We start from the raw sequence: 20,128 nt of genomic DNA, 5'->3' as shown, positions 1-20,128 counted from the left end.
TTTGGTAAAATTTTACGGAAACTTCGCATTGATCACTCCGAACGCCTCTTAGATATGGCTAAGAAATTAGACATATCTGTATCATTTTTATCTGCTGTAGAAATTGGCAAAAAATCTGTTCCTGTAGGACTGGAGGAAAAGATAATTGAACTCTATGCTTTAGATCAAGAGGTAGCAGAAATTTTGAGAAGAGAATCGGATGCTTGTCGCAAAAGTTTTACAATCAAGACTTCTGATCCGTTGAGAGGTGAAGCTGTTGGCATGTTTTTTAGAACTTTAAAAGATTTTTCACAAGAGGATTTAGAAGCATTCAAAACATTATTAGAGATGATTAGCGAAGCGCAAAGAAAAGAAAATGCTACTGTTGTAGACAAATGTTAGAAAATCCTATTCCCCAACTTTTATTTACGCGTCCCTCACAGTAAAAAAGCTGTATAAATACAGCAAGTTATTTTTACATAAAACTTACATGTTATCCGTAAAGGGTATAAGGGTAAATCCATTGAGCCCCCCATCTTTACGCTTATGAAGAAGCAAGCCGGCGCCATCATTATATTTGCCAGCCCCCAATGTTGCGACAGATCTTGCATTAAGACGGTTCATAAGAGCCATTTTTTAATCCTTTCTTATACAAATTTGATCCACACATTCATCCCGCTTTTGACGTGCAAGGGAATGATTTTGATTGATCCAAGATAAGCAGGTTTGAAATGAGAGAATCTTACGTTATTCGAGCCTCTCAATCAACATACAAAACAGTGAATTATCATTATAAATCAATGTTTGCCTTATGATAGAGTTGGTGTAGCATTGAGATTTTAGAGGAAAAATATGCCTTTAAGACTTTATAACAGATACTAAGTCTTTAATAGCAGGTATATTAAATGTACATCATTTAAAATAAATAGAGCGTCCATAGAGAAAAGGGGGGCCGCTCTTTAAATACGGATAAATACTTATTCTGTTGTGCTGTAAAACGCTATTGTTTGCGGGTGTGGTGATATAAGACATAAAACTTTATACATGGGGTGTTTTGATAAGAGAGTGTGATGAATATTCAAGGGAGGGCTTGTTTATATAATTTTGTGAAAGGAACCATATGAAATGGGAATCTGAGAAGGAGCTATTTTTGAGAAGGCGGATCGTTTATCAACCGGTTTGAGGAGGGGGGCATCCTTTTGGGGTGTGGGGAGAAAGACAAGAATAGGGTGTGTAGCACTTTATAGCTATGCTTTTAAAGCGTTTTAATTTTAATCACAAATTAAGTTTAAAATCGCTTTCTGCTTGACAGATGTGAGGACTCTAAAACTTTTTAAAAGCAAATATTCCTCTTTGCTCGAGGCGATTTCATCATAATGGTACGGGGTGTTGTCTTTTTTGATGATATCAGTGTAAAAAAAGGCAAGTGGAACATTCAAAATATCGGAAATTTCCTTTAAACGCCCTGCGCTCACGCGATTTAAGCCTTTTTCATATTTCTGGATTTGTTGGAAAGTGACACCTAAATGATGCCCTAATGTTTTTTGAGACATTTTTAGCACTTTTCGCCTAAAGCGAATTTTTTTGCCTACAAAAAGATCAATATTAAGATTTTGAGCTTGCATTTTCCCCCTCCAGGTGCGAGCGCCCTCGCATTGGTATTCCGGGAGCTTGAAAACACTGAACCCTAGTCAGCATTTTGCTTTTAGTGCTTGGAGCACCTGGACATAGCAAAATCTCCCGGAATTCCGGGATACCCACATAGTGGGTTTATTTTTACGCTAGGGTTTCGGGTTTTCAAGACCCCTTTTGATCGTTGCGTATGCGATCAAAACATTTTTCGATTCATAAAGTAATTTTAGGAGATTGGCAATAAAAATAGTTTTTCTTGAGACGGATAGATTTTTTTAAATAGGAGGTTGTTTGCCTTTCAAAGTTTTAAGGTTTGCTTACTCAACTCATGACATCAGATATGCATTTTACGAAGGTAAAGCTTGGTTTTTAAGCTCAAGGCACCGCTTACGGTGCTGTCCTTAACCAATAATCAAAATGACTTGTTTTGATGCGTCTGAGATATCATGATGATAGGGGAAAGCTTTTATGAGTAAAGAGCCCTCATGCAAAATAAACTCAAAACATTATAGATCTTATTGTTGTATGTTCACATGTTTGTTTTAGAAGATATTTCTCAATGTTAGCGCCTATTTTACAATGGTGCTTCGTAAAGTATGTAGCGTAAAAGCCTCTATGAATGGGATAAAAGCTATATTGCTATCTTTACTGAAAAAAAGATGCTCGGACGGCACATACTCTCTGCCAGTTCAAAATATTACGACAGTTTTTGCCTTGAAAGGGAGCATAAGAGCTATTTTTTCTTTCTTCACGTGTTTTTATCTGTACGCTCTCTGCTTATAATGTGTAAGCGAAAAGGTTTTGATTGATTCAATATAAACAAATTTGAAATGAGAAAATATATTGGGCTTTCTCATGATGCATGTTTTTAAGAGGGGGATACGTTTATTTTCTCAGTGAAGAATTTGAGTATTTTAGATAAAAAACTCTATCAACGTCGTTGTTGTTAGAATTAAAATTTTTATGAGAAAAATGAGCATTGGGGAATGATAAGCTTTTGCTATCAAGCATTTTAGAATTTTGCACAACTTAATGATAACTTAGTTATTTTATCATTTCTTATGATCTCTATAGACGATAAAAAGTTGGGATATGGTTTGAGAAAGCAGATGACACAAGTATTATCTTTCGGTAAGTAGTTTTGAAGTAAAAGACAGCTTTAAATGACAAATAGAGATAGGTGCTCCATGAATGAACTTACCCATATTGAGACTATTATAGCGCATTATGATGCTGTTTTTTGTGATGTGTGGGGTGTTGTGCATAACGGTGTACATGCATTTGAACCAGCGTTGAAGGCGTTGTATAAAATCCGACAAATGGGAAAAACTGTCATTTTATTAACCAATTCTCCTCGGCTACGGGAAGATGTTGCTGCTCAATTACAAAGTATGAATGTTCATAGCGACTATTATGATGCCATTATCACTTCAGGGGATGTAACGCGCGATCTTATTCAGACTGCTCCACGTAAAGTTTTTTTCATTGGTTCACAACGTGATTTGGTGCTGTTTGAAGGGTTAGAGTGTGAATTTGTTGAAGAATGGGAGGCTTCTGTTGTCGTCTGTAGCGGTTTTCTTGAAGATTTTGACGAAGAACCCTCTGCTTATGAGGAGATGTTTCTTCGTATGCGGGCGCGGAATTTACCTTTTATTTGTGCGAACCCAGATGTGATTGTCCATTATGGAAATAAAGAATTTTGGTGCGCTGGTGCATTGGCTCGTCTTTATCAACAATTAGGGGGGGAAGTGCGCATTGCTGGAAAACCTCACGCGCCTATTTATGAATGTGCCTTTGAAAAACTTCAAAAAATACGGGGAACAGTAGAAAAAAGTCAAGTTTTAGCTATTGGTGATGGTCTTTTAACGGATATTAAGGGGGCGGCTCACTTTGGTCTTGATGCCCTTTATATTATGGGGGGGATTCATCATTATGATTATACGCAAAAGGGTGTGGTTGATAAGCAAGCTTTGCATTCTTTTCTTGAACATCATGGTTATAAACCACAAGCAATCATGTGGGCACTTCAGTAATGACTAAATTTTTGCGTCTTCAGGGAATTCATATATTTCCCTCGGCTTGGCGGGGAGCAGTGTTGGCACTTGGAAATTTTGATGGTGTTCATTGTGGGCATCAGGTGGTGTTGCAAAAAGCACTTGATTTCGCCCGTATAAAAAAGAAACCAGCTGTTGTTTTAACTTTTGAACCCCATCCAAGAAGTTTTTTTCAACATTCAGCTCCTGTCTATCGTTTGACAGAGGCAGTTGAAAAAGCTGAAATTTTTAAAACCCTTGGTTTTGACGGCGTGATTGAACAGCCCTTTGATGCACAGTTTGCCGCTCTTTCAGCGGACGAATTTATTAAGTCGTTTTTAAAGGAAGTTTTTGATGTTTCAGTTGTGGTGACAGGCGAAAATTTTCAATTTGGTCATCAGAAAAGTGGAAATGTACATCTTCTTTGCCAAAGGGGAGAGAAATATGGATTTGAGGTTGTGCAAGTTCCTTGCGTTGCTCGTCCTCAAGAGTCACAATCTTTGATCATTTCCTCGAGTTTTATTCGGCAACTTCTCTCACAACGGGAAGTGGACAAAGCAGCCCATTTGTTAGGGTATCACTATCGGATACGCTCCAATATTATTCAAGGTGAAAAACTTGGACGTCTTTTGGGATTTCCTACCGCTAATCAAATGTTGCCTCCCCAAGTTCGTTTGGCTCATGGTGTTTATGCGGTACGTTTGCGTCGTGCGAACGGTGTTTTGTATGATGGTGTTGCAAGCTTTGGTTGTCGTCCAACGGTTGTTAAGGATGGGGCGCCCCTTTTGGAAACCTATTTGTTTGACTTTAACGACGACCTTTATGGGGAAAGCTGTACCGTTTCTTTTTTCCAGTTTTTGCGAGGACAAGAAAAATTTGATGGACTTGAACCTTTGATTGCGCAAATGCATCGTGATGAAAAGAAAGCAAAAGAAATTTTAAAGACAGTACAACCATTATCAAAGTTGGATAGGCTGCTTACTTTTAAAAATATGTCCTAAACTGATCTGAAAAAGAGAGAAGAGCTGTAAAAATAGCACTTAAAGTGATTATAATCACAAAGATATATTCCAAAACATCGTGGAATATATGTTTTTTCCGTTGTTGAGAGGGAGAATCGAATATCTGAAGATCTGATTTTGGCATCATTTTTTTCAAAGTTAACTTTATGGTTTTTGTTGTCATTCAAAACTTTACTGCTTGTTTCTTTCTGATCCGTTAAAACTCATCATAAAAGATGCAGTAAAGAATAAGCACCCAGCCTATTTAGCAATAATAGACGTGAAGAGGGAGAAAGGCTGTTTTTAAAATTTCTTGCGATTTTAAGCTTATAGTTTGATAAAATTTAATTGATGACTTTTTTTATTTTAAAAGTTTATTGTTTCTTCTTTCTAATTTGTTTTATTATGTCATTTATGCCGTATCATCGTTTATGATGAGAGTTGGTTCGTGTAACCTTACGCATGTGATATTTTGTATTATGTGATGAATATTTTTAAAAAAGGTTTGTTTGTCAAGTCTCGTAAAGAAGATCAGTGGTCAGCAGCAGTTTTCGTGCTAACCAATCACGTAAAAGAGAATGAAGCTGCTGGAAGATGCTTTAACTCTCCTTTCTCTTGTATATTGTGATGGGGAATGCATATTAAGGAGACTGCGAGTGATTGCAGATAAAAAGAAATCATTGCGAGAAGCAGGTGTATTTGTTTCAAAATTGCTAATGCTTTTGATGGATAAAGGCACAATTTTGTTGTCGTAATACGTCAATCTTTTAGATTCTCAAGCTAAGAACTATCCATATATTTCCTTTGTCCTTCACAAATGTAAAGCCTATAATGCAAAGAAAAGGCAGTCTTGTAAGGATATGAAAACGCAAAGCCAATAATGTTTTGTTGTTTTTTGATAGAAGTATTGGATAAAAGTTAGAACATCTTTCCAATCTATGTTCGGTCTATTCATGACTTTATGGTGTTGTTTTTCTCATAAAACTTTTTCTTTAGTGTTCCTCAATGCGAGCAGTATGTTTGAGATAAAGATTAAGGCGCTTTAATGCTCTCTCTACTGTTACAGCTTTTGTATGCTAGATGAGGAGAGCCCTATTGCATTATCCATTTGCGTATTCTCTGAAATCAATCTGCAGCCTTATTGGGGAAAATATGAAGTTATCAAGGGAAAAATCAGTCCAGATGACTGTCTTTTTTAAATTCGGCTTTGCTACTTTCAAAAGCGTCCAGAGCAATATCTCTTAAATCATGAAAATAACAGTTTCAGGCTTTTGTTGTTCTTTGAATAGGATATCAGATCTCACAGGTAAAATAAAATGCTGGAATATCCTTGTTTTGCTAATTTATGCACTTCTTTTAAAGAAATATCTCTCAACGCTTCTCATATTTATTTTCATGATGGCTCTCATGAATGGTATCATGCATGTTTCGTTGAGCGCTATCATCTTTATGCCTAATAAAAGAGCAATCCGACACCACCAGTTATATTGACAAGCCTTCAGTGTTGTACAGTCTTGGCTATTTGAGAGCGTTTATGAGAGTTTGTTCTTAACTCGTTTTATTTCACACGAATACTTCCTGCTTGTGACATGCAAGAAACACGCTTTTGATTGCTTCACTATAAATAGACTTAAAATGAGAGAATCTTACGGTATTAGGATTTCTCACTCAACGTGCAAAATAATTAATTGTTATAAATCAATATTTTGTAGTTAATCATAGATTATGGCTTACGGCTTTTTTTATAAAATACTCTGCACGCCTTTTATTCGGAATATGGGGTTTTCTTAGTGGTTTTACTGTCGTTTTAGGTGTCTGTGGCGTACGAATGAGCTCGTATTGGTAAAGGAAGAGAAAAAGAAAGTGGAGCAGTGATAAAAGGTGGGGTAAAAATAAATTTTCTTGATCATCATATGAATTTTCACGCATTTTTATGGCTTCGGGTGTGTATGCTTGTTGTATATTGAGCAGCAAAGCTTGCTCGTAGAGTTTTATGAAATGTGAAGCCTGAGTGGAAAGGTGCAAGACAAAGATTATTGACAGATTGTTTTTTACAAATCGATGTGTATTTAAGAATCTTCGTCTTTTAAGGTGCGGAGGAAGTGTGTGAACCCTCTGTTTAAAGACGCGCTAAATGATAAAGATGCAGCGAGCGTGCTCCGTGATGACAATAGGCAAGAAGAGGCAGAGAGGCTGTTTTTAAAATTGTTTGCATGGCTTCAACAGCTGACTTTTCTATAGTTGGAGGAGAAATGGGAATGTGATAGGCTTTTATGCCATATTCATTTGCGACCGTTTTAATGCTAGAAAAGTCAGGTTGATGGAGCTCTTCGTGATCGGGGCGGTTACAGATAATTGTTTTAAAACCAGCTTGTGCCAATGTTTTGATATTTTCTATGCTAATTTGGGCGCTGATAAAAATATCAGGTTCAATTTGTTGTAAATTCATTTTTGTTTATTCCCAATTGCACGATCTTCACGATACCCTCTGGTCTAGTATATAGAAAGAACATAATGAAGGTAAGTTTTTCAGTGGCATCTTAACAAAAATATTCTTTTTGTCGAGAAGATCTATTTGGGAAAAATGAGCTGTAAGATGCAAAATATCTCATTCCGCAACATGTTTGCGATCTTATAAAAGACGGATGTTTGGTCTTTATGGATAATCTATAGTGTTTATTCAGCATAGACATTTCATTGTGTTGCTTGTTTACACGTTTGCTAAAGGGATCCTTATTTTTCTTAAGCCCATTTTACTCTGTCGAGAGTCAAAGAGTATAAAATTCATGGATCACCACCCTTTTTACACTTATGAAGAAGGAAGTCGGCACCATTATTATATTTGCCAACCCCCAATATTGTAATAGTTCTTGGTACTTGAGATTCTGCATAAGAAGCATTTTAAATCCTTTCTTGTACAGTTTTTACTCACACGCTAGCCCCGCTTGTAACGTACAAGAGACATGATTTTGATTAATTTAATATCAGAGGGCATGAAATGAGAGAATCTTCCTGATTTAGGCTCTCTCATTCAACGCGTAAAACAATGAATTCTCCTTATAGTTTGTTGTATATTCAGAGTGGAGCTTGTTTGTAGAGTTGCATTAAGTGGATTGCATGAAGGGAGAAGCCCAAAAGGCAGGCGCAAAATAAGAAGCTGGATCATTTACAGAGCATTGTTTACAGATCGACATGGATTTAAGAATCTTCGTTTTAGGGTGGAGGAAGAAGAGCATGCCTCTTTTAAATTTATTTTGTTATTTTCAAGAACATCATCTTCATAATGTTTTTGCTCATGCTAAAAGAATATTATAAAGACAAAATTGCGGACTATTGTTATTTATCCTAAAAATGGGAAAAATGGTTATTTTGCACGTATTGGATGCTTGTTTCTTTTATTACTTTCTGTATAATCGTAAAAACGATAATGCTGAAAGGCGTAATAAATGATCATTGGACTTTTGAATCAAAAGGGAGGTGTCGGAAAAACGACATTGAGTGTTAATCTTGCGGCCAGTTTTGCTCGGACCGGTGCACGGGTATTGCTTATTGATGTTGATCCACAGGGAAGCGCATTGGATTGGGCTGCTGCGCGTGAAGATGCACCTTTGTTTTCGGTTATTGGTTTACCGCGTGCAACGGTTCACAAAGAGATTACACAGATTGGTCATGGTTATGATCATATTATTATCGATGGTCCTCCGCGTGTAACTGATCTTGCTCGTAGTGCTCTTATGGCTTCGGATTTGGTGCTTATACCTGTTTTGCCTAGTCCCTATGATATTTGGGCAGCGGATGGAATTGTAAAGCTGATTGACGAAGCACGTGTTTATAAAGAAAATCTCAAATCTGCTTTTGTTATTAATCGTAAAATCGTCAATACAGCGATAGGGCGTGATGTGAACGAAGCTCTTGGCATATACCCCGTGCATGTTCTTTCTTCTAGCGTTGCGCAGCGTGTGATTTTTGCAGAAGCAGCAGCACAGGGGAAGGCGGTTTATGAAGTTGATAAGCAAGGGCCAGCAGCAGCAGAGATTGAAGCGGTTGCAGCGGAAATCAAGGAGTTAGCGCGATGAATAAAAAAATTAAAATCGGCACAAAACCAACGAATAAATCAATTCCTTTAACAGCGGATGCATGGGTAGGAAGCCACAAAGGGAGCATGAGTGGAGGTATGAAGCGCCTCACGATTGATATACCAGAAAGTTTGCATCGGTTGATTAAGGTCAGTTGTGCAAGTCGTGGAACTAAAATAGCTGATGAGGTCCGCGAATTGCTTTCACAAAAATACGGAAAAGTGTAAAAAATGATACGATAATTTCGTTGGTTTGAGTGCTTTTTCTAGAGATGATATCGATTGTTTTTATACGAAGTTAATAATAAAAGTGCTCTTCTTTTTTCACGATAGTTGCTTCATTTAAGTTGTTTTTCATAAGGTTCTGTATCATCTCATGAAAGAGCTATGAGTTTGCGAAAAATTCTCCATTTCAAACTTTTCCCTATAAATGTGATAATCATCATACTACTTGTCATCTTATATCTCTAGATGAATAGATAAGTTTATTCTTCCATAAAAATTATCTTGATAATGATTTTAAACATCAGGTTATTTTTGTTTATTTTACTTAATACATAGGTAAATAATGTAATTAAGAGTAGCGTTGATTATTTTTTTCTGTTATGCAGCAATCCATTTTATTAAATTATATTCATGTTTATAAAGGGGGATAAAAATAAGTAAAATTTACTGATATTGATGCGCTATAAGTTTTCCTAATAAACAAAAGAAGTCATTGAGTATACTATAGACAATATTTCTTACATTTATATGATTTTATAGTCTTAAATAGTTAATGCCAGTCGTAATGATATGCAAGACAATAGGTTTTTTTCTTCAATTGGAATGTATAAGATTGCTTGTTTAGCATTTCTATTGGCTTTTAAAAAGTGCAGGGGGACTTAAAGCTTTCTTTCTTTTCCGGTGGTTTAGAAATGATAAGAGTGCAATTAGTTGACTAAAAGCTGTATTCTTTCGTTTGCAGAGAATTTGCAATGGGTATAGGCATAACGAATTTTGGGTAAGATATTCGTACTGTTTCTCGTTACCAAGAGGTTCTTGAAGGAAAAGAAATGATTAAAAAGCTTTTTGAGAATGTCAAGATATCAGAATTTTTACTGAAGTTTTAACACTTCAAATACAAAGAGCTGCCGTGCAGATAATGTTACAAATGCAAGTCTGATAAATGAAAGAGGCTCTTATGATTTAACATGTTTGCGTTGGAAGTGTACGTATTTGCAAAGGAAAATTAGACGCAAGGTCACAATATAGGAGGGGATGTGAACCCAAAGATATTGTTAATAAAATATAAAACAAAGAGAGGGGTTAAATCATGAACAAGATCATTATAACAGCGCTACTGCTTTGCGTGGGACTTGCTGTTACTGGTTGTGAAAAAACTTATAGTGTAAAAGAATTTAAAACAAATGAAAAATTATACGAGGAATGGGCAAAGAAATGTGAGAAGGATGATTCACCGCTCAAATCCTCTCAAAATTGTAAAAACCTTCGACAAGCATATGTAGAACTTTTTTTAAGGCCCTAAATTGTGTCCTAAACTTTGTAAATTTGAAAAAAGGGGAATTTTATTGATGAATAAAGCCATTATTACAGCATTGCTGGTTTGTACTGGACTTGTCGTTGCTGGTTGTGAAAAAACTTATAGCGTATCGGAATTTAAGAAGGATCCCAAATTACTCGAGCAATGGGCAATGAAATGCATGATATCAGAGGATTTAGATTCTCAAAATTGTAAAAACGCAGATAAAGCGTATCGTGAAGTTCATGCCCGAGATTGGCCTGGTTCAAGCTTTGTACATGATGACGAGAAAAAAACTGAAGAGAAAAAGGAAGGGAATTAAATCATGAATAAAGTCATTATTACAGCATTACTGGTTTGTACTGGACTTGTTGTTGCTGGTTGCGAAAAAAACTACAGCGTAGCGGAATTTAAGAAAGATAAAACATTACTCGAAGAGTGGGCAAAAAAATGTGAAAAGCTGGATCAATCTTCTATGGAGAAATCTAAAAATTGCCAACATGCCAGACAAGCATATATGGAACTGATGTTTGGCATTAATTAAAAACATACAATTCAATAAATAAGGAATTGTTTAGTTCTTGATTCTATTACGTTTTTAGGCTCTCTCTAACTTTTAGAGAGTCTTTTTATGGCTTCAAGAATTAGTCGTTTACGATCAGTACTCTTTGTGTAAACGGATGCTATACTGTCATTGTTAAGCCCAAAAGTGCTTTCAATTGTAGATAGTATTGCCTCCCAATGAGTTGTTATGTGTTACTGCTAATTTTTTAATGTTTTGGTTACATGTATTTAAAATATTGAGATTAAATCTATCTTTGGGGTGTTTTTTTGCGTTTATCACAAATAAATGTTTCATCACACTAAGATCGTCTTTAAGTGTTGCGGCTAATTTCGGAAAAATTAGGAGGAAACATTTGTTTGGAAATTACTTTCTCTGTTTTAATAAAGAGAAAAACATTCTGAATAGAATTATTATCGTTTCATACTCAAATGTTTTTCTCAAACTATTTTTAAAAAATTTCTTTTGATTTGAGAATATTATAACATTAGTTAAGTTGTGAGACAGTTTTGCTAGGACGGTTTTGCCGGATGTGTGAGGAATTGAGCGCTCTCCACATCTTTTCATTTTTCTCCTCTCTCTTTTCTGAGTTTACAAGGGTTTTCCTTGTTATTTTTTTATCTTAATTGTGTCGTGATATTATCATGTTGAGCGGTGGAGCTCATATAAAACTTTACGTATGAGGTGTTTTTTGTTCTCGAGTGTGTGATGAATATTTTTCTAAATAACACTTTGATTTATAAAAATGATTTAATTATTTTATGCTGAATAAGGATCTCGAATATAGTAAGCTTCTCTTATTCCAAATCTGTTTTCGGTTGAATTAATTAAAACCATCTTCTTGCATGGTACAAGCGGGGAGCGCTGTGTAGATAAAAACTGTTGGAGAAAGAAGTAAAAATGCCTCTTATAAACGATCTCAAGTGCTAAAGGTTATTGCAACATTTGGGGCTGGAAAAGTGTGTGATGCTGCTGGTTTATTCTCTCATAAGGGTAAAGATGGTGTTCAATGGATTTATCATAAGCTTCATGAAATATTATCCTTTAGGATTGTGAGATGTCCTGAAGGGGGAAGCAAAAGGAACTTACTCAATAAGGAGACAAATTATTTACAGATCGGATCTGGTAAAAAATTTCGTTTTTTAAGCTGGGAATGAAGTTGAGATTCAAGATAGCGTGAAAAGATGGACAATGATGGTTAAAAATGCATACAAAAAGCAGAGTTTACACCTCAAATAGTTGCAAGCGATGTTTGAAATTGGGTGTGTGGTTTATCTGTAGAATTAAAATTTTTCTTTGATCTTATGTGAAATTAAGATGCTTATTTGCGCAGATTACAATAAGCCAAGAGAGTATGCTTAGTATATTTCTATTACGAGAACTAAAATAACAACAAAAGCATTGATGGTGATAATCAAGGTTGAATAAAGCATAGCGGCTTTTACGAGATCAGCCATAAAAACCTCTTTCTGTTCTTTTTGAGGTGATTTTATGAATAACAATATATTACAATCTGTAATATATGCTGATACAACATATTCGGCAAGCTTAAAATCGTTCCTTTTTTTATAAAAGCTTAAGGAGTTGGAGTATTGTGAATCCTAAAAAAGAAAGCTTTAAAAGGACTATTGATTGATTTTGTAAGTTTTGTGTTGCTGGAAACTTTTTTTATCCTGTTATGCTATAAAGCACTGTCATTTATAACGGTAATATAAGACATATACGTTTTCTTGGAACGTTTAAGTATTTTTTAGTGTACGATGAATATTCGTAGGTTTATTTGTTGAGCCTTTCGTTTAAGTGAATCAGATGAGGGGAAAGTCAGGAGAAGATCGTTTGACAAAAATTCGGACTGCGTACAGAGCTGATTGAGTTAAGATCTTAGTTCTTTAAGGTGAGCGGCGGAAGACAAAAATGTTTTCTGATCGTTTATCTCATAGCAAGATTGGTTAATGCTGCTCTAATGGGGCATGTTTTGCACAAAAGTAAAGAACGCTCCAAACGAAATATACTTATGTTGTATATTAGTATATTTGTATTGCATATTTATGTACTTGTTTTAGAGAAATATCTCTCAACGCACACGAAAGACATTTTACGATGACACTCGTAAATGGTATAACGGTAAATGTGAATAGTATAACAGTAAAGCTCTCGTGAAATAATATAAACTTTGAATAATATAAAAATCTATAAAATGCTATCATCTTTATACTTATGAAAGAGCAAGTCACGATCATCGTACGCTTGCTTCCAATGTTTATTATAGTTCTTGGCATTTGCTAAGGTTCATAAGAGGACTTTTTCTTTCAGCGTATTTTATCAACACATCAGGGCGTTGTTTGTGATGTGCAAGCAAGTGATTTTAATTTATTCAACATGGAATAGATTTGAAATGCGATGATTATGAAAGAGAAGAGCCGCATTTAAAAGGTTGAAAACGAGAGAAAGATCGTAAACAAAAATTGTACCTTGATTATAAAATGATTGTTTCTCTGTTTTTATACTAGTAGCGCAGGTAAAGTCGCGATATTAAGAGCAAGCTGTGTTATGGAATGAAATAATCTGTAAGAAGATGCTGTGAAAATTCTGAAAATATCAATGGGGGGAGCGTTAAGCATTATGCATTGGATAATATTTTGATTTATAATGATAATCTATCGTTATTCAACTTGAATTAGAGCCCTGAATACTGGATTTTTTTCATTCCAAATCTGTTTCGCGGTGAATTAACTAAAACAATGTCTTTTGCAGTTACAAGCAGGGAGCTCTTATGCGCAGAGAAATTGTACAAGAAAGGCATGCTTTTATGAACCGTCTCAAGTGTCAAGAGTATCAGAACATAAGGGGGTAGCAAAATATATGATGGTGCTGGCTTGCTTCTTTTATTAAGCGTAAAGATGGAAAATGCTCAATGGATTTTATACATGTCATGGGAGATTTATCATTATACCATTCATGCATTCATGGGCCGCGGCGCGAAATAGGCTTGGGTGCACTTAAGAGATATTTCTTTAAAACAAGCGCGTGAATATGCGATTGAAGACGTATCGAACTGATTGGCTAAGAAACTCTTGAAAAGGTTCAAAAAATCTTATATAGTTGTTCATTGCAAAGAAAAGCGAATGATAATTTAAAAAAGGAAGATTGATGGCTGTTTAGCTATTTTAAGATGTCTTTTTATATTGCTGTGTGGCTGATCTGTTCAAAAGAGCATTCTTTTTGTGTTTTATGCGAAATACTGCATGTGTGCAGAAAGAGCATGGGAGAGGGGGTATCCTTTTGAATGGGTGCAAACTGATCTTGTCTGGTGCCATCTTATGGGGCGCCAGAAGGTATACAGGTTTTAGTGCAGAGAGAGCCATAAGGTTATGGAGGGTAAAATGCTGCTATCGGTAAAATGCTGAAATTTTTCATGGGCTTAAGTCTTTAATATGTTGCAAGATAGGCTGCGGTTTTTTGTCGGCAGGTAGTTTTTGTGGCTGAAGTTCTCGTGAAAGCATTGTTATTTTCTGTTGAAGATGAGCTCGTGATAAAATCGGCAAAGATAAAATCGGCAAGGCGAAATAGACAGAGCAAATATGGAAGTTTCGATATTGCTGTAAGGTTTAAGTTTATAGCGTTTTTATGGATTAGTATAGCCGCAATGATGGTTTTGGAGCAAAGCAAGAAAAATATTTGAGAGAACGCGTTGAAAGTTGAAGTGGTATACGCTTTGAAGGATTGTCGTGCTGTTGTTTGAGCAATGTTTGCACCACGAGCTTGGTTGAGTGTATCAGCATTGAAGAGAACCTGTTTAATCTCCCTCATTTGAAAGTAAGATTGAACAATAGTGTTGAAGGGGAAGTAAAAATGTCTGTAGTGCAATATGGTGATGATAGTTTTGCGGCAAAAGCAAAAGTTCTTGATAACAACCTTATTGATCGTGATTGGGCGATGACAAAATTTGTTGCTGCTGTTAAAGGATTAGCTCAAGTTGTTGATTATGAAAGCAATATGCTAGAGAGTAGTGGTGTTCCAGATTACGAAGAAATAAATTTGCGTAAAATACGTGGTTTGCGTGATCTTAATAAATCCATGAGTGATGTGAAGCGCTATATGAATCAAGATATTGAGCATGAGGTTGAAAGTTTGTTGTCTGATTTACAAGAAAAATTACAGCGTAATAGTGAATTACTTCAAACACATTTAAATGCAGTTAATGATCTTTCTAGAGCTATACAGCTATCTGGACGTGCAAAAGAAATAGAGGAATAAATTCAAATCTGATTAATACGGGCTGTTCTAAGTAATGACAATGATTAGGTAGGGCAGTTGATTTGGGTAAATAGTGCGTTTAGTGAGTAGACTTGTTTTAAGCGCATTTTGGTATTTAAATTATTATCCTGATGTACTGTAAAACGCTGTTCTTAAAACAGTGTTTTTTAAGGTGTCGTGATGTGAACCGCATGCTGTGGGAAGCTGGCTGGAAGAGAACTAAGAGAAGGCGGATTATTTACAGAGCATTGTTTGCAGACTGAGTTAATAGGCAGAGCTTCATTTTTTAGTTTAGGGAAGGCGATTAAGAGAATATTTAGACCAGCCTGTGATGCCTTAAAAACAGCTTCCTTGGGGGTGTGGTAATGTAAGGTTTATACATTGAGTCTTTTGCTTGCATTTAGCAGATCTGGCGGCGACTTACTCTTCCGTGCCTTAAGGCAAAGTACTATCAGCGCTGGAGTGTTTCACGGCCGAGTTCGGGATGGGATCGGGTGCGTTCACTCCGCCATAACCACCAAGTCAGCAAAAAGCATGAATGATGAAGAGTATGTGATGAATATTGCCTATAAGCTTCATGGAATATTGTCCTTTAAAGTGTGGTGATATGACGCGGTTCGTTGTTTAAATCTATATGCCTGAGATAAAAATTAAAGCGGTTTATTATTTCCTTCTGCTGTTTTTAGTTTTTGTATGTCAGATTGGAGAGAGCATCCAGATTTGAGTGGATATAGTGCGTATATCTTTGTTGGCGTAATATTTGAAATGGGGAGGCAATCTCATTGGGAAAGAATAAAGGGGTAGAAATCAGCTTCCCTCTGTTCCGCCGTTCTTTAATTTAGCTTTATGTCTTTCGAAAGTATCTAAAGCACTATCTGTTAAATAATGAAGATTCCGCATTGTTTCACGCTTTTTTTATTGTGTTTTTTACTGCGGGCATGTCCTTCATGCACGACAAAATACTCAAAATAGAATGGATTTGTTATTCCTAATTCACGGCCTTGTTTTAAAGAGATATCTAAGCTCTCAAGTCTATTTCGTGATGGTGTTTGTGGGGCGGTGCAACGATATCTTTGATGCAACGGTGCTTGTGAATGGTATAATAAAAAAGTTCCCATGGAAATAATATAAAATCTATAGGGCACGACCATCTTTATGCTTAATAAAAGAGCAAGTTGATATTGTTATATTTTTCAACACTGTCATATTCTTTGTTTGATCCCAATGTTGCTACAGCCCTTGGCACTTGAGATAGTTCATTAGAGGCATTTTTAATCCTTTCTTAATAGTTTTTTATCCCTATGGCTCTTCCCCCTTGTTACTTGTAAGAGATATGGTTTTTGTTGATTCAACATGGAACAGGTCTAAAATGAAAGAATCTGACGATATTCTGGATTCTCATTTAACATGGAAAACAATTAATTGTCTTTATAAATCAATATCTTGTCTTATAATGGAGCTGCTGTAGCATTGAGATTTTAGAGGAAAAACATGCCTTTAAGAATTTAAACCAGATGCTAGTCTTTATAGCAGGTATATTAAATGTACATCATCTAAAATAAATGGAGCGTCCACAGCGAAGAAGGGGCTGATTTTTTTTTAAATCCGCATGAATGCTTATTCTGTTGTGCTGTAAAAACATCATCGCTTGAGGTGTGGTGATAATATAAGACATAAAATTTTATGCATGGGGTATTTTGATGAGAGAATGTTATGGTATTCAGTTTTTTATTCAATATGCAAAAGAAATATTATAAGTCAAAATCTTCTTTGATATGATAATGATTGTTGAGAATTTAAAAAAATATATAAATTTAAATAAAAAAGCAGCACTTTGTGCTGCCTTTTTTATTTAAGTTAAAATTAACTTCTGCTTTAGAAGCGATAACGTATTCCGCCAGACAAATTGGTGCCAGATACACCGGCTTTTTGCAGTTTTTGCCGATAGCTGATATCGGCGTTTAGTACGATATTTTGAGAAAGATATGCATTCATCCCCACGCCTCCCTCAACTGAAGAGCCGGTAGGATCAACATGAAAGGTATCAGCAATTTTTATTGTTTTACCATCGCCAAAAGTTCTGATAACATTCATTTTACCATAGAAGGAAACAGCTTTGTTTTCTTCAACAGCCATTATTGTTTTTGTTAAACGTCCACCAAAACGGATCAACCATTGATGTGGATTGCCCATGTCTACTTTTAAGCCATTGGTATCTGAGAAAATATCAAACATGAGATTTTGATAAATGAATTGAGCTTGTGGTTCAAAGACAAGCCCTTTTGTATCGGTTGCTAATTTCTGACCAATGGTTGCAGATATATTAAGCATCTCGGTACCATCCAATTTTGCGGCATTCCCAACAAGAGCTGTGGTAATATTTCCTTTTAAGGTTCCGTAAGAAAGAAGAGCGTTGACATATATACCATTGCTATGCTGGATGCCGCTATAAGCGGTAAGTGACCATTTATCAAGCGTTGTCTTTTCAGAATCTTGCATCTCTTTTGGCGTAAAGGCAAGCTTTCCGTACGTTCCTAAAAGACCAAAATGTGCGCTTATGTCTTTGCTTTCTAAGGCGGCTAATATGCCCCCTAATTGTAAGGCAGTATAGTTTACATCAGCACCATAACCATAGTGCAGTGGATCGCGGTTGGAAGATAGGGTGACCTTCTCGCCGTAGGAAGAGAAAAAGATACCATTCTTTTTATTGTCTTTTGCCCCAAATACTGTTGTTCGCATATTGTCTAACAACGTGTTTTGATTGTTTACATCAGTAAATCCAGCAGAAAATAAAGTATTAGATATGGTTAAATAGTTTGCTACCTGTGGTAAAAGGGCTCGAACTTTTTTATCCTTATCAATGTAGGCATTTTGTAAGCGGAAATCCCAGAAATCACTATTCTTCTTGCCAAAAAGATTTTGGCTCTCATGAGATGTTCCTGGCTTATAGCCTGTGAGTACATATTTATAAGGTTGTTTCCCTATTGTCATATAGTTTCCTGCTAACGTGAAGGAATTTTCATTCGCTTGTCCGGAAACTTGAATGATTGAAATCCCATGTGTCCCTAAAGGAAGTGACGCCATGCGTTCTTCCCAAACAGCAGAGCTATCGGTTTGGAGATTGATGTGCACAAAAGTACTTCCTGAGACATCACCATTAATCACAATGCGATCAGTTTGTTGTTCCGTTATAGGAGAATGTTTATCCCATTGAGTGTTTACATAAATCTCTGCAAGACCCGCTGTACTATAAACCGCTGCTGTGTGAATTGTTTCGTCTTCTTGCGAAAGATTAGGTCCTATAAACAGAGTTTGATAATGTCCCTCAATGGGCTTGTCAAACATAATAGCACTGTTTGTAAGGTGCAATTCAGAAAGATTAGAGTATGATTTTTCATCAACACCAAACTGTCTATAGTCATTTAAAATATTATCATTATTTGTGGCATTTTTATTAGCCTTTACAAGCCATTTCGTCCTCTCTTTTAGATCAAAAACTGTTCTATTATCTTTAGAAGTTCTTACCCGACCTTCTAAAGAAGAGTGGTCTGCAACTAATGTAATGGTGTTTGTGGAGGCACTTTCGTTCTTGATATTTTTTAATAAAATATCGGCATGAACTTCTGAATTTTTAAGGTTGACTTCTCCGTTTACGCCTGTTCCATAAAGGTTGATACCGCTACCATGTTCAACGAAAAGCTTTGTATTCTCTAGGGTTACTTTATCAGCAATATTGGCTACATCTTGTTCTTGAACGGCATTGGTGTTCCTTTCAGCATTGTGTGTATATCGTTTTCTAGGGGCATTATACGGATTGTTGCGGAAAATAATACCGTCTGCTTCATAATTTCCCGTGACATGTGCGCTTGAATCCTTAAGTTTGATTGTGCCCTCCATGTTTACCAAACCAGCTGTTTCTGCTGTTACAGTAATGCCTGTAGCATCAATTTCTCCACCATCTGATACGCTTAGTGCAACAAAACGCGCATCAACTGTTCCCCCTATCATGTTGACTTTTGAATTATTTCCCTCTGCATGTACAGCAAAACTATTGTCTTGAATTTTTTTGTTATGTAGCGTTATGGTCTTACCGTTTTTAGCTTCAACTCCAGCGCTTATATCCTCAATTTGTGTAGACTTTTCAGGTTGTTTTATTGGTGATATTGGTTTTTCAATCTCTGATTTTTCAGATATTTTTTGTGCAGATGAAGATTGCACAGGCGCTGGTTTTGCAGATTTTGGTGGTACCAGTAATGCTGGTTTTCCAGTTTCTACTCTTAAAGATATTGGCTGTGTGAGTTCTGGTTCATTAGATGTTGGTGTTTGCTCTGTTGTTGGTTTTGTAGGTTCCGTTCTTGTAGGTTCAGACTTTGTAAGTGTTGGTTGTAAATTCGGTGAAGGTTGTGTAGGTTCTGGCTGTGAAGACACAGCAGAATTCGATAGTGTTTTTTCGCTGGAAGAGTCTGCAGAAGAGGAGGGCGCCCCTGAACGTCTTCTAGATTTTGCTTTCATTCCTGTTGTTGAAGCTATTTCTGTCGTTAGAGATTGTGTAAGAGTGTTTTGTGTTGTAGGGTTAGATTGTACATCTTCTGTAACTTTAGTCTTTGGTGTTTGTGTACTTCCTTGACCAAGATCAGAGTTTTTTTTTGAAGAAGAAATTATATTTCCAGCTGAATTTCCTTCAAGTTGTGTTTTGGGAGGTAGAGTGATTGTAGAAGTAGGCGTTGTAGTTTCATTCCCTGTAGGAGGAAGGGTTATGATTGTTCTTGTAGAGCTAGATGTTGAAGGTGGATATGAATATGATGGCATAATCTGCCCGATTCCATCATATGGATCTTTATACGGATCAAAAACTCTGGATAGATTTATTGGTGGCTTGACACGAGCAGATTGTAGAGAAGAAGAATCTATCGTTGTTAATGGATTTGTACTATGAATAGCATAAGACATACTGGTGGAAGAACAAAACAGAACTCCAGAAACTGTGTATAGTAAGAAGCTTTTTTTCATATGGATGTATTCCTAAAATATTTCTCCCCTCTCTCATAAAAAATAAAACTTTGGCCT

General features: G+C 36.1%; 16 protein-coding genes and 1 rRNA gene. 10 read left to right on the top strand and 7 right to left on the bottom strand.

Annotated features, from left to right (window positions below; translation table 11 throughout):
• Positions 1–381, top strand: a 381-nt coding sequence (locus ACFIME_RS03655) for a helix-turn-helix domain-containing protein (RefSeq protein WP_375684511.1), incomplete at its 5' end; no start/stop codon positions are given.
• Between the two features lie 84 nt (positions 382–465).
• Here ACFIME_RS03655 and ACFIME_RS03650 read toward each other — a convergent pair.
• Positions 466–612: a hypothetical protein gene (locus ACFIME_RS03650; RefSeq protein WP_375632875.1), complete on the bottom strand. Its 147-nt coding sequence runs from the start codon at positions 610–612 to the stop codon at positions 466–468.
• Positions 613–1,250: 638 nt separating this feature from the next.
• Positions 1,251–1,604, bottom strand: coding sequence for a helix-turn-helix domain-containing protein (locus ACFIME_RS03645; RefSeq protein ID WP_375636854.1), 354 nt, complete (start codon positions 1,602–1,604; stop codon positions 1,251–1,253).
• A 1,194-nt stretch (positions 1,605–2,798) separates the two neighbouring features.
• Between ACFIME_RS03645 and ACFIME_RS03640 the strand changes: the two genes are divergently transcribed.
• On the top strand, positions 2,799–3,644 hold the full coding sequence (locus ACFIME_RS03640; RefSeq protein ID WP_375662386.1) for a TIGR01459 family HAD-type hydrolase: 846 nt from the start codon (positions 2,799–2,801) through the stop codon (positions 3,642–3,644).
• Positions 3,644–4,645, top strand: coding sequence for a bifunctional riboflavin kinase/FAD synthetase (locus tag ACFIME_RS03635; protein ID WP_375684510.1), 1,002 nt, complete (start codon positions 3,644–3,646; stop codon positions 4,643–4,645). Before ACFIME_RS03640 ends, ACFIME_RS03635 begins: the two co-directional genes overlap by 1 nt.
• Positions 4,646–6,361: 1,716 nt before the next feature.
• Here ACFIME_RS03635 and ACFIME_RS03630 read toward each other — a convergent pair.
• Positions 6,362–6,574, bottom strand: coding sequence for a hypothetical protein (locus tag ACFIME_RS03630; RefSeq protein ID WP_375684509.1), 213 nt, complete (start codon positions 6,572–6,574; stop codon positions 6,362–6,364).
• A gap of 190 nt (positions 6,575–6,764) precedes the next feature.
• Positions 6,765–7,094 carry a TIGR01244 family sulfur transferase gene (locus tag ACFIME_RS03625; protein ID WP_375684508.1) on the bottom strand — a complete coding sequence of 110 codons (330 nt, stop codon included), beginning with the start codon at positions 7,092–7,094 and terminating at the stop codon, positions 6,765–6,767.
• Positions 7,095–8,091: 997 nt separating this feature from the next.
• On the opposite strand from ACFIME_RS03625, the gene parA reads away from it, so the two are divergent.
• The 6 genes from parA to ACFIME_RS03595 all read left to right on the top strand — a co-directional run bounded on the left by parA (position 8,092) and on the right by ACFIME_RS03595 (position 11,961).
• Positions 8,092–8,721: a ParA family partition ATPase gene (gene parA, locus ACFIME_RS03620; RefSeq protein WP_273790968.1), complete on the top strand. Its 630-nt coding sequence runs from the start codon at positions 8,092–8,094 to the stop codon at positions 8,719–8,721.
• Positions 8,718–8,948 (top strand): plasmid partition protein ParG, encoded by a 231-nt coding sequence (locus ACFIME_RS03615; protein WP_273790969.1) that lies wholly within the window; start codon positions 8,718–8,720, stop codon positions 8,946–8,948. The genes parA and ACFIME_RS03615 overlap by 4 nt, the downstream gene beginning before the upstream one ends.
• A gap of 1,087 nt (positions 8,949–10,035) precedes the next feature.
• Positions 10,036–10,248: an EexN family lipoprotein gene (locus ACFIME_RS03610; RefSeq protein ID WP_375632883.1), complete on the top strand. Its 213-nt coding sequence runs from the start codon at positions 10,036–10,038 to the stop codon at positions 10,246–10,248.
• A 46-nt stretch (positions 10,249–10,294) separates the two neighbouring features.
• Complete coding sequence (locus tag ACFIME_RS03605) at positions 10,295–10,564, top strand: EexN family lipoprotein (RefSeq protein ID WP_375632897.1); 270 nt, start codon at positions 10,295–10,297, stop codon at positions 10,562–10,564.
• Positions 10,565–10,567: 3 nt separating this feature from the next.
• On the top strand, positions 10,568–10,786 hold the full coding sequence (locus ACFIME_RS03600; RefSeq protein ID WP_375614687.1) for an EexN family lipoprotein: 219 nt from the start codon (positions 10,568–10,570) through the stop codon (positions 10,784–10,786).
• A gap of 941 nt (positions 10,787–11,727) precedes the next feature.
• The gene (locus tag ACFIME_RS03595) at positions 11,728–11,961 is read left to right on the top strand and encodes a hypothetical protein (protein ID WP_375662388.1); all 234 of its coding nucleotides are present in this window, start codon (positions 11,728–11,730) and stop codon (positions 11,959–11,961) included.
• Between the two features lie 2,272 nt (positions 11,962–14,233).
• Here ACFIME_RS03595 and ACFIME_RS03590 read toward each other — a convergent pair.
• Complete coding sequence (locus ACFIME_RS03590; protein ID WP_375684507.1) at positions 14,234–14,614, bottom strand: hypothetical protein; 381 nt, start codon at positions 14,612–14,614, stop codon at positions 14,234–14,236.
• Between the two features lie 42 nt (positions 14,615–14,656).
• Here ACFIME_RS03590 and ACFIME_RS03585 point away from each other — a divergent pair, with 42 nt between their 5' ends.
• The gene (locus tag ACFIME_RS03585; protein WP_273790974.1) at positions 14,657–15,061 is read left to right on the top strand and encodes a flagellar protein FlgN; all 405 of its coding nucleotides are present in this window, start codon (positions 14,657–14,659) and stop codon (positions 15,059–15,061) included.
• Positions 15,062–15,468: 407 nt separating this feature from the next.
• Here the strand turns inward: ACFIME_RS03585 and rrf are convergent.
• Positions 15,469–15,583 (bottom strand): 5S ribosomal RNA (rrf, locus tag ACFIME_RS03580).
• Positions 15,584–16,936: 1,353 nt separating this feature from the next.
• Positions 16,937–20,071 (bottom strand): autotransporter outer membrane beta-barrel domain-containing protein, encoded by a 3,135-nt coding sequence (locus tag ACFIME_RS03575; RefSeq protein WP_375684506.1) that lies wholly within the window; start codon positions 20,069–20,071, stop codon positions 16,937–16,939.
• Between the last annotated feature and the right edge of the window lie 57 nt (positions 20,072–20,128).

The organism is Bartonella sp. AP1QHHD (assembly GCF_042196265.1).
GTDB lineage: Bacteria > Pseudomonadota > Alphaproteobacteria > Rhizobiales > Rhizobiaceae > Bartonella.
The sequence above is the reverse complement of the archived record's forward strand: the minus strand, read 5'-3'. Positions and strand labels throughout refer to the sequence as shown.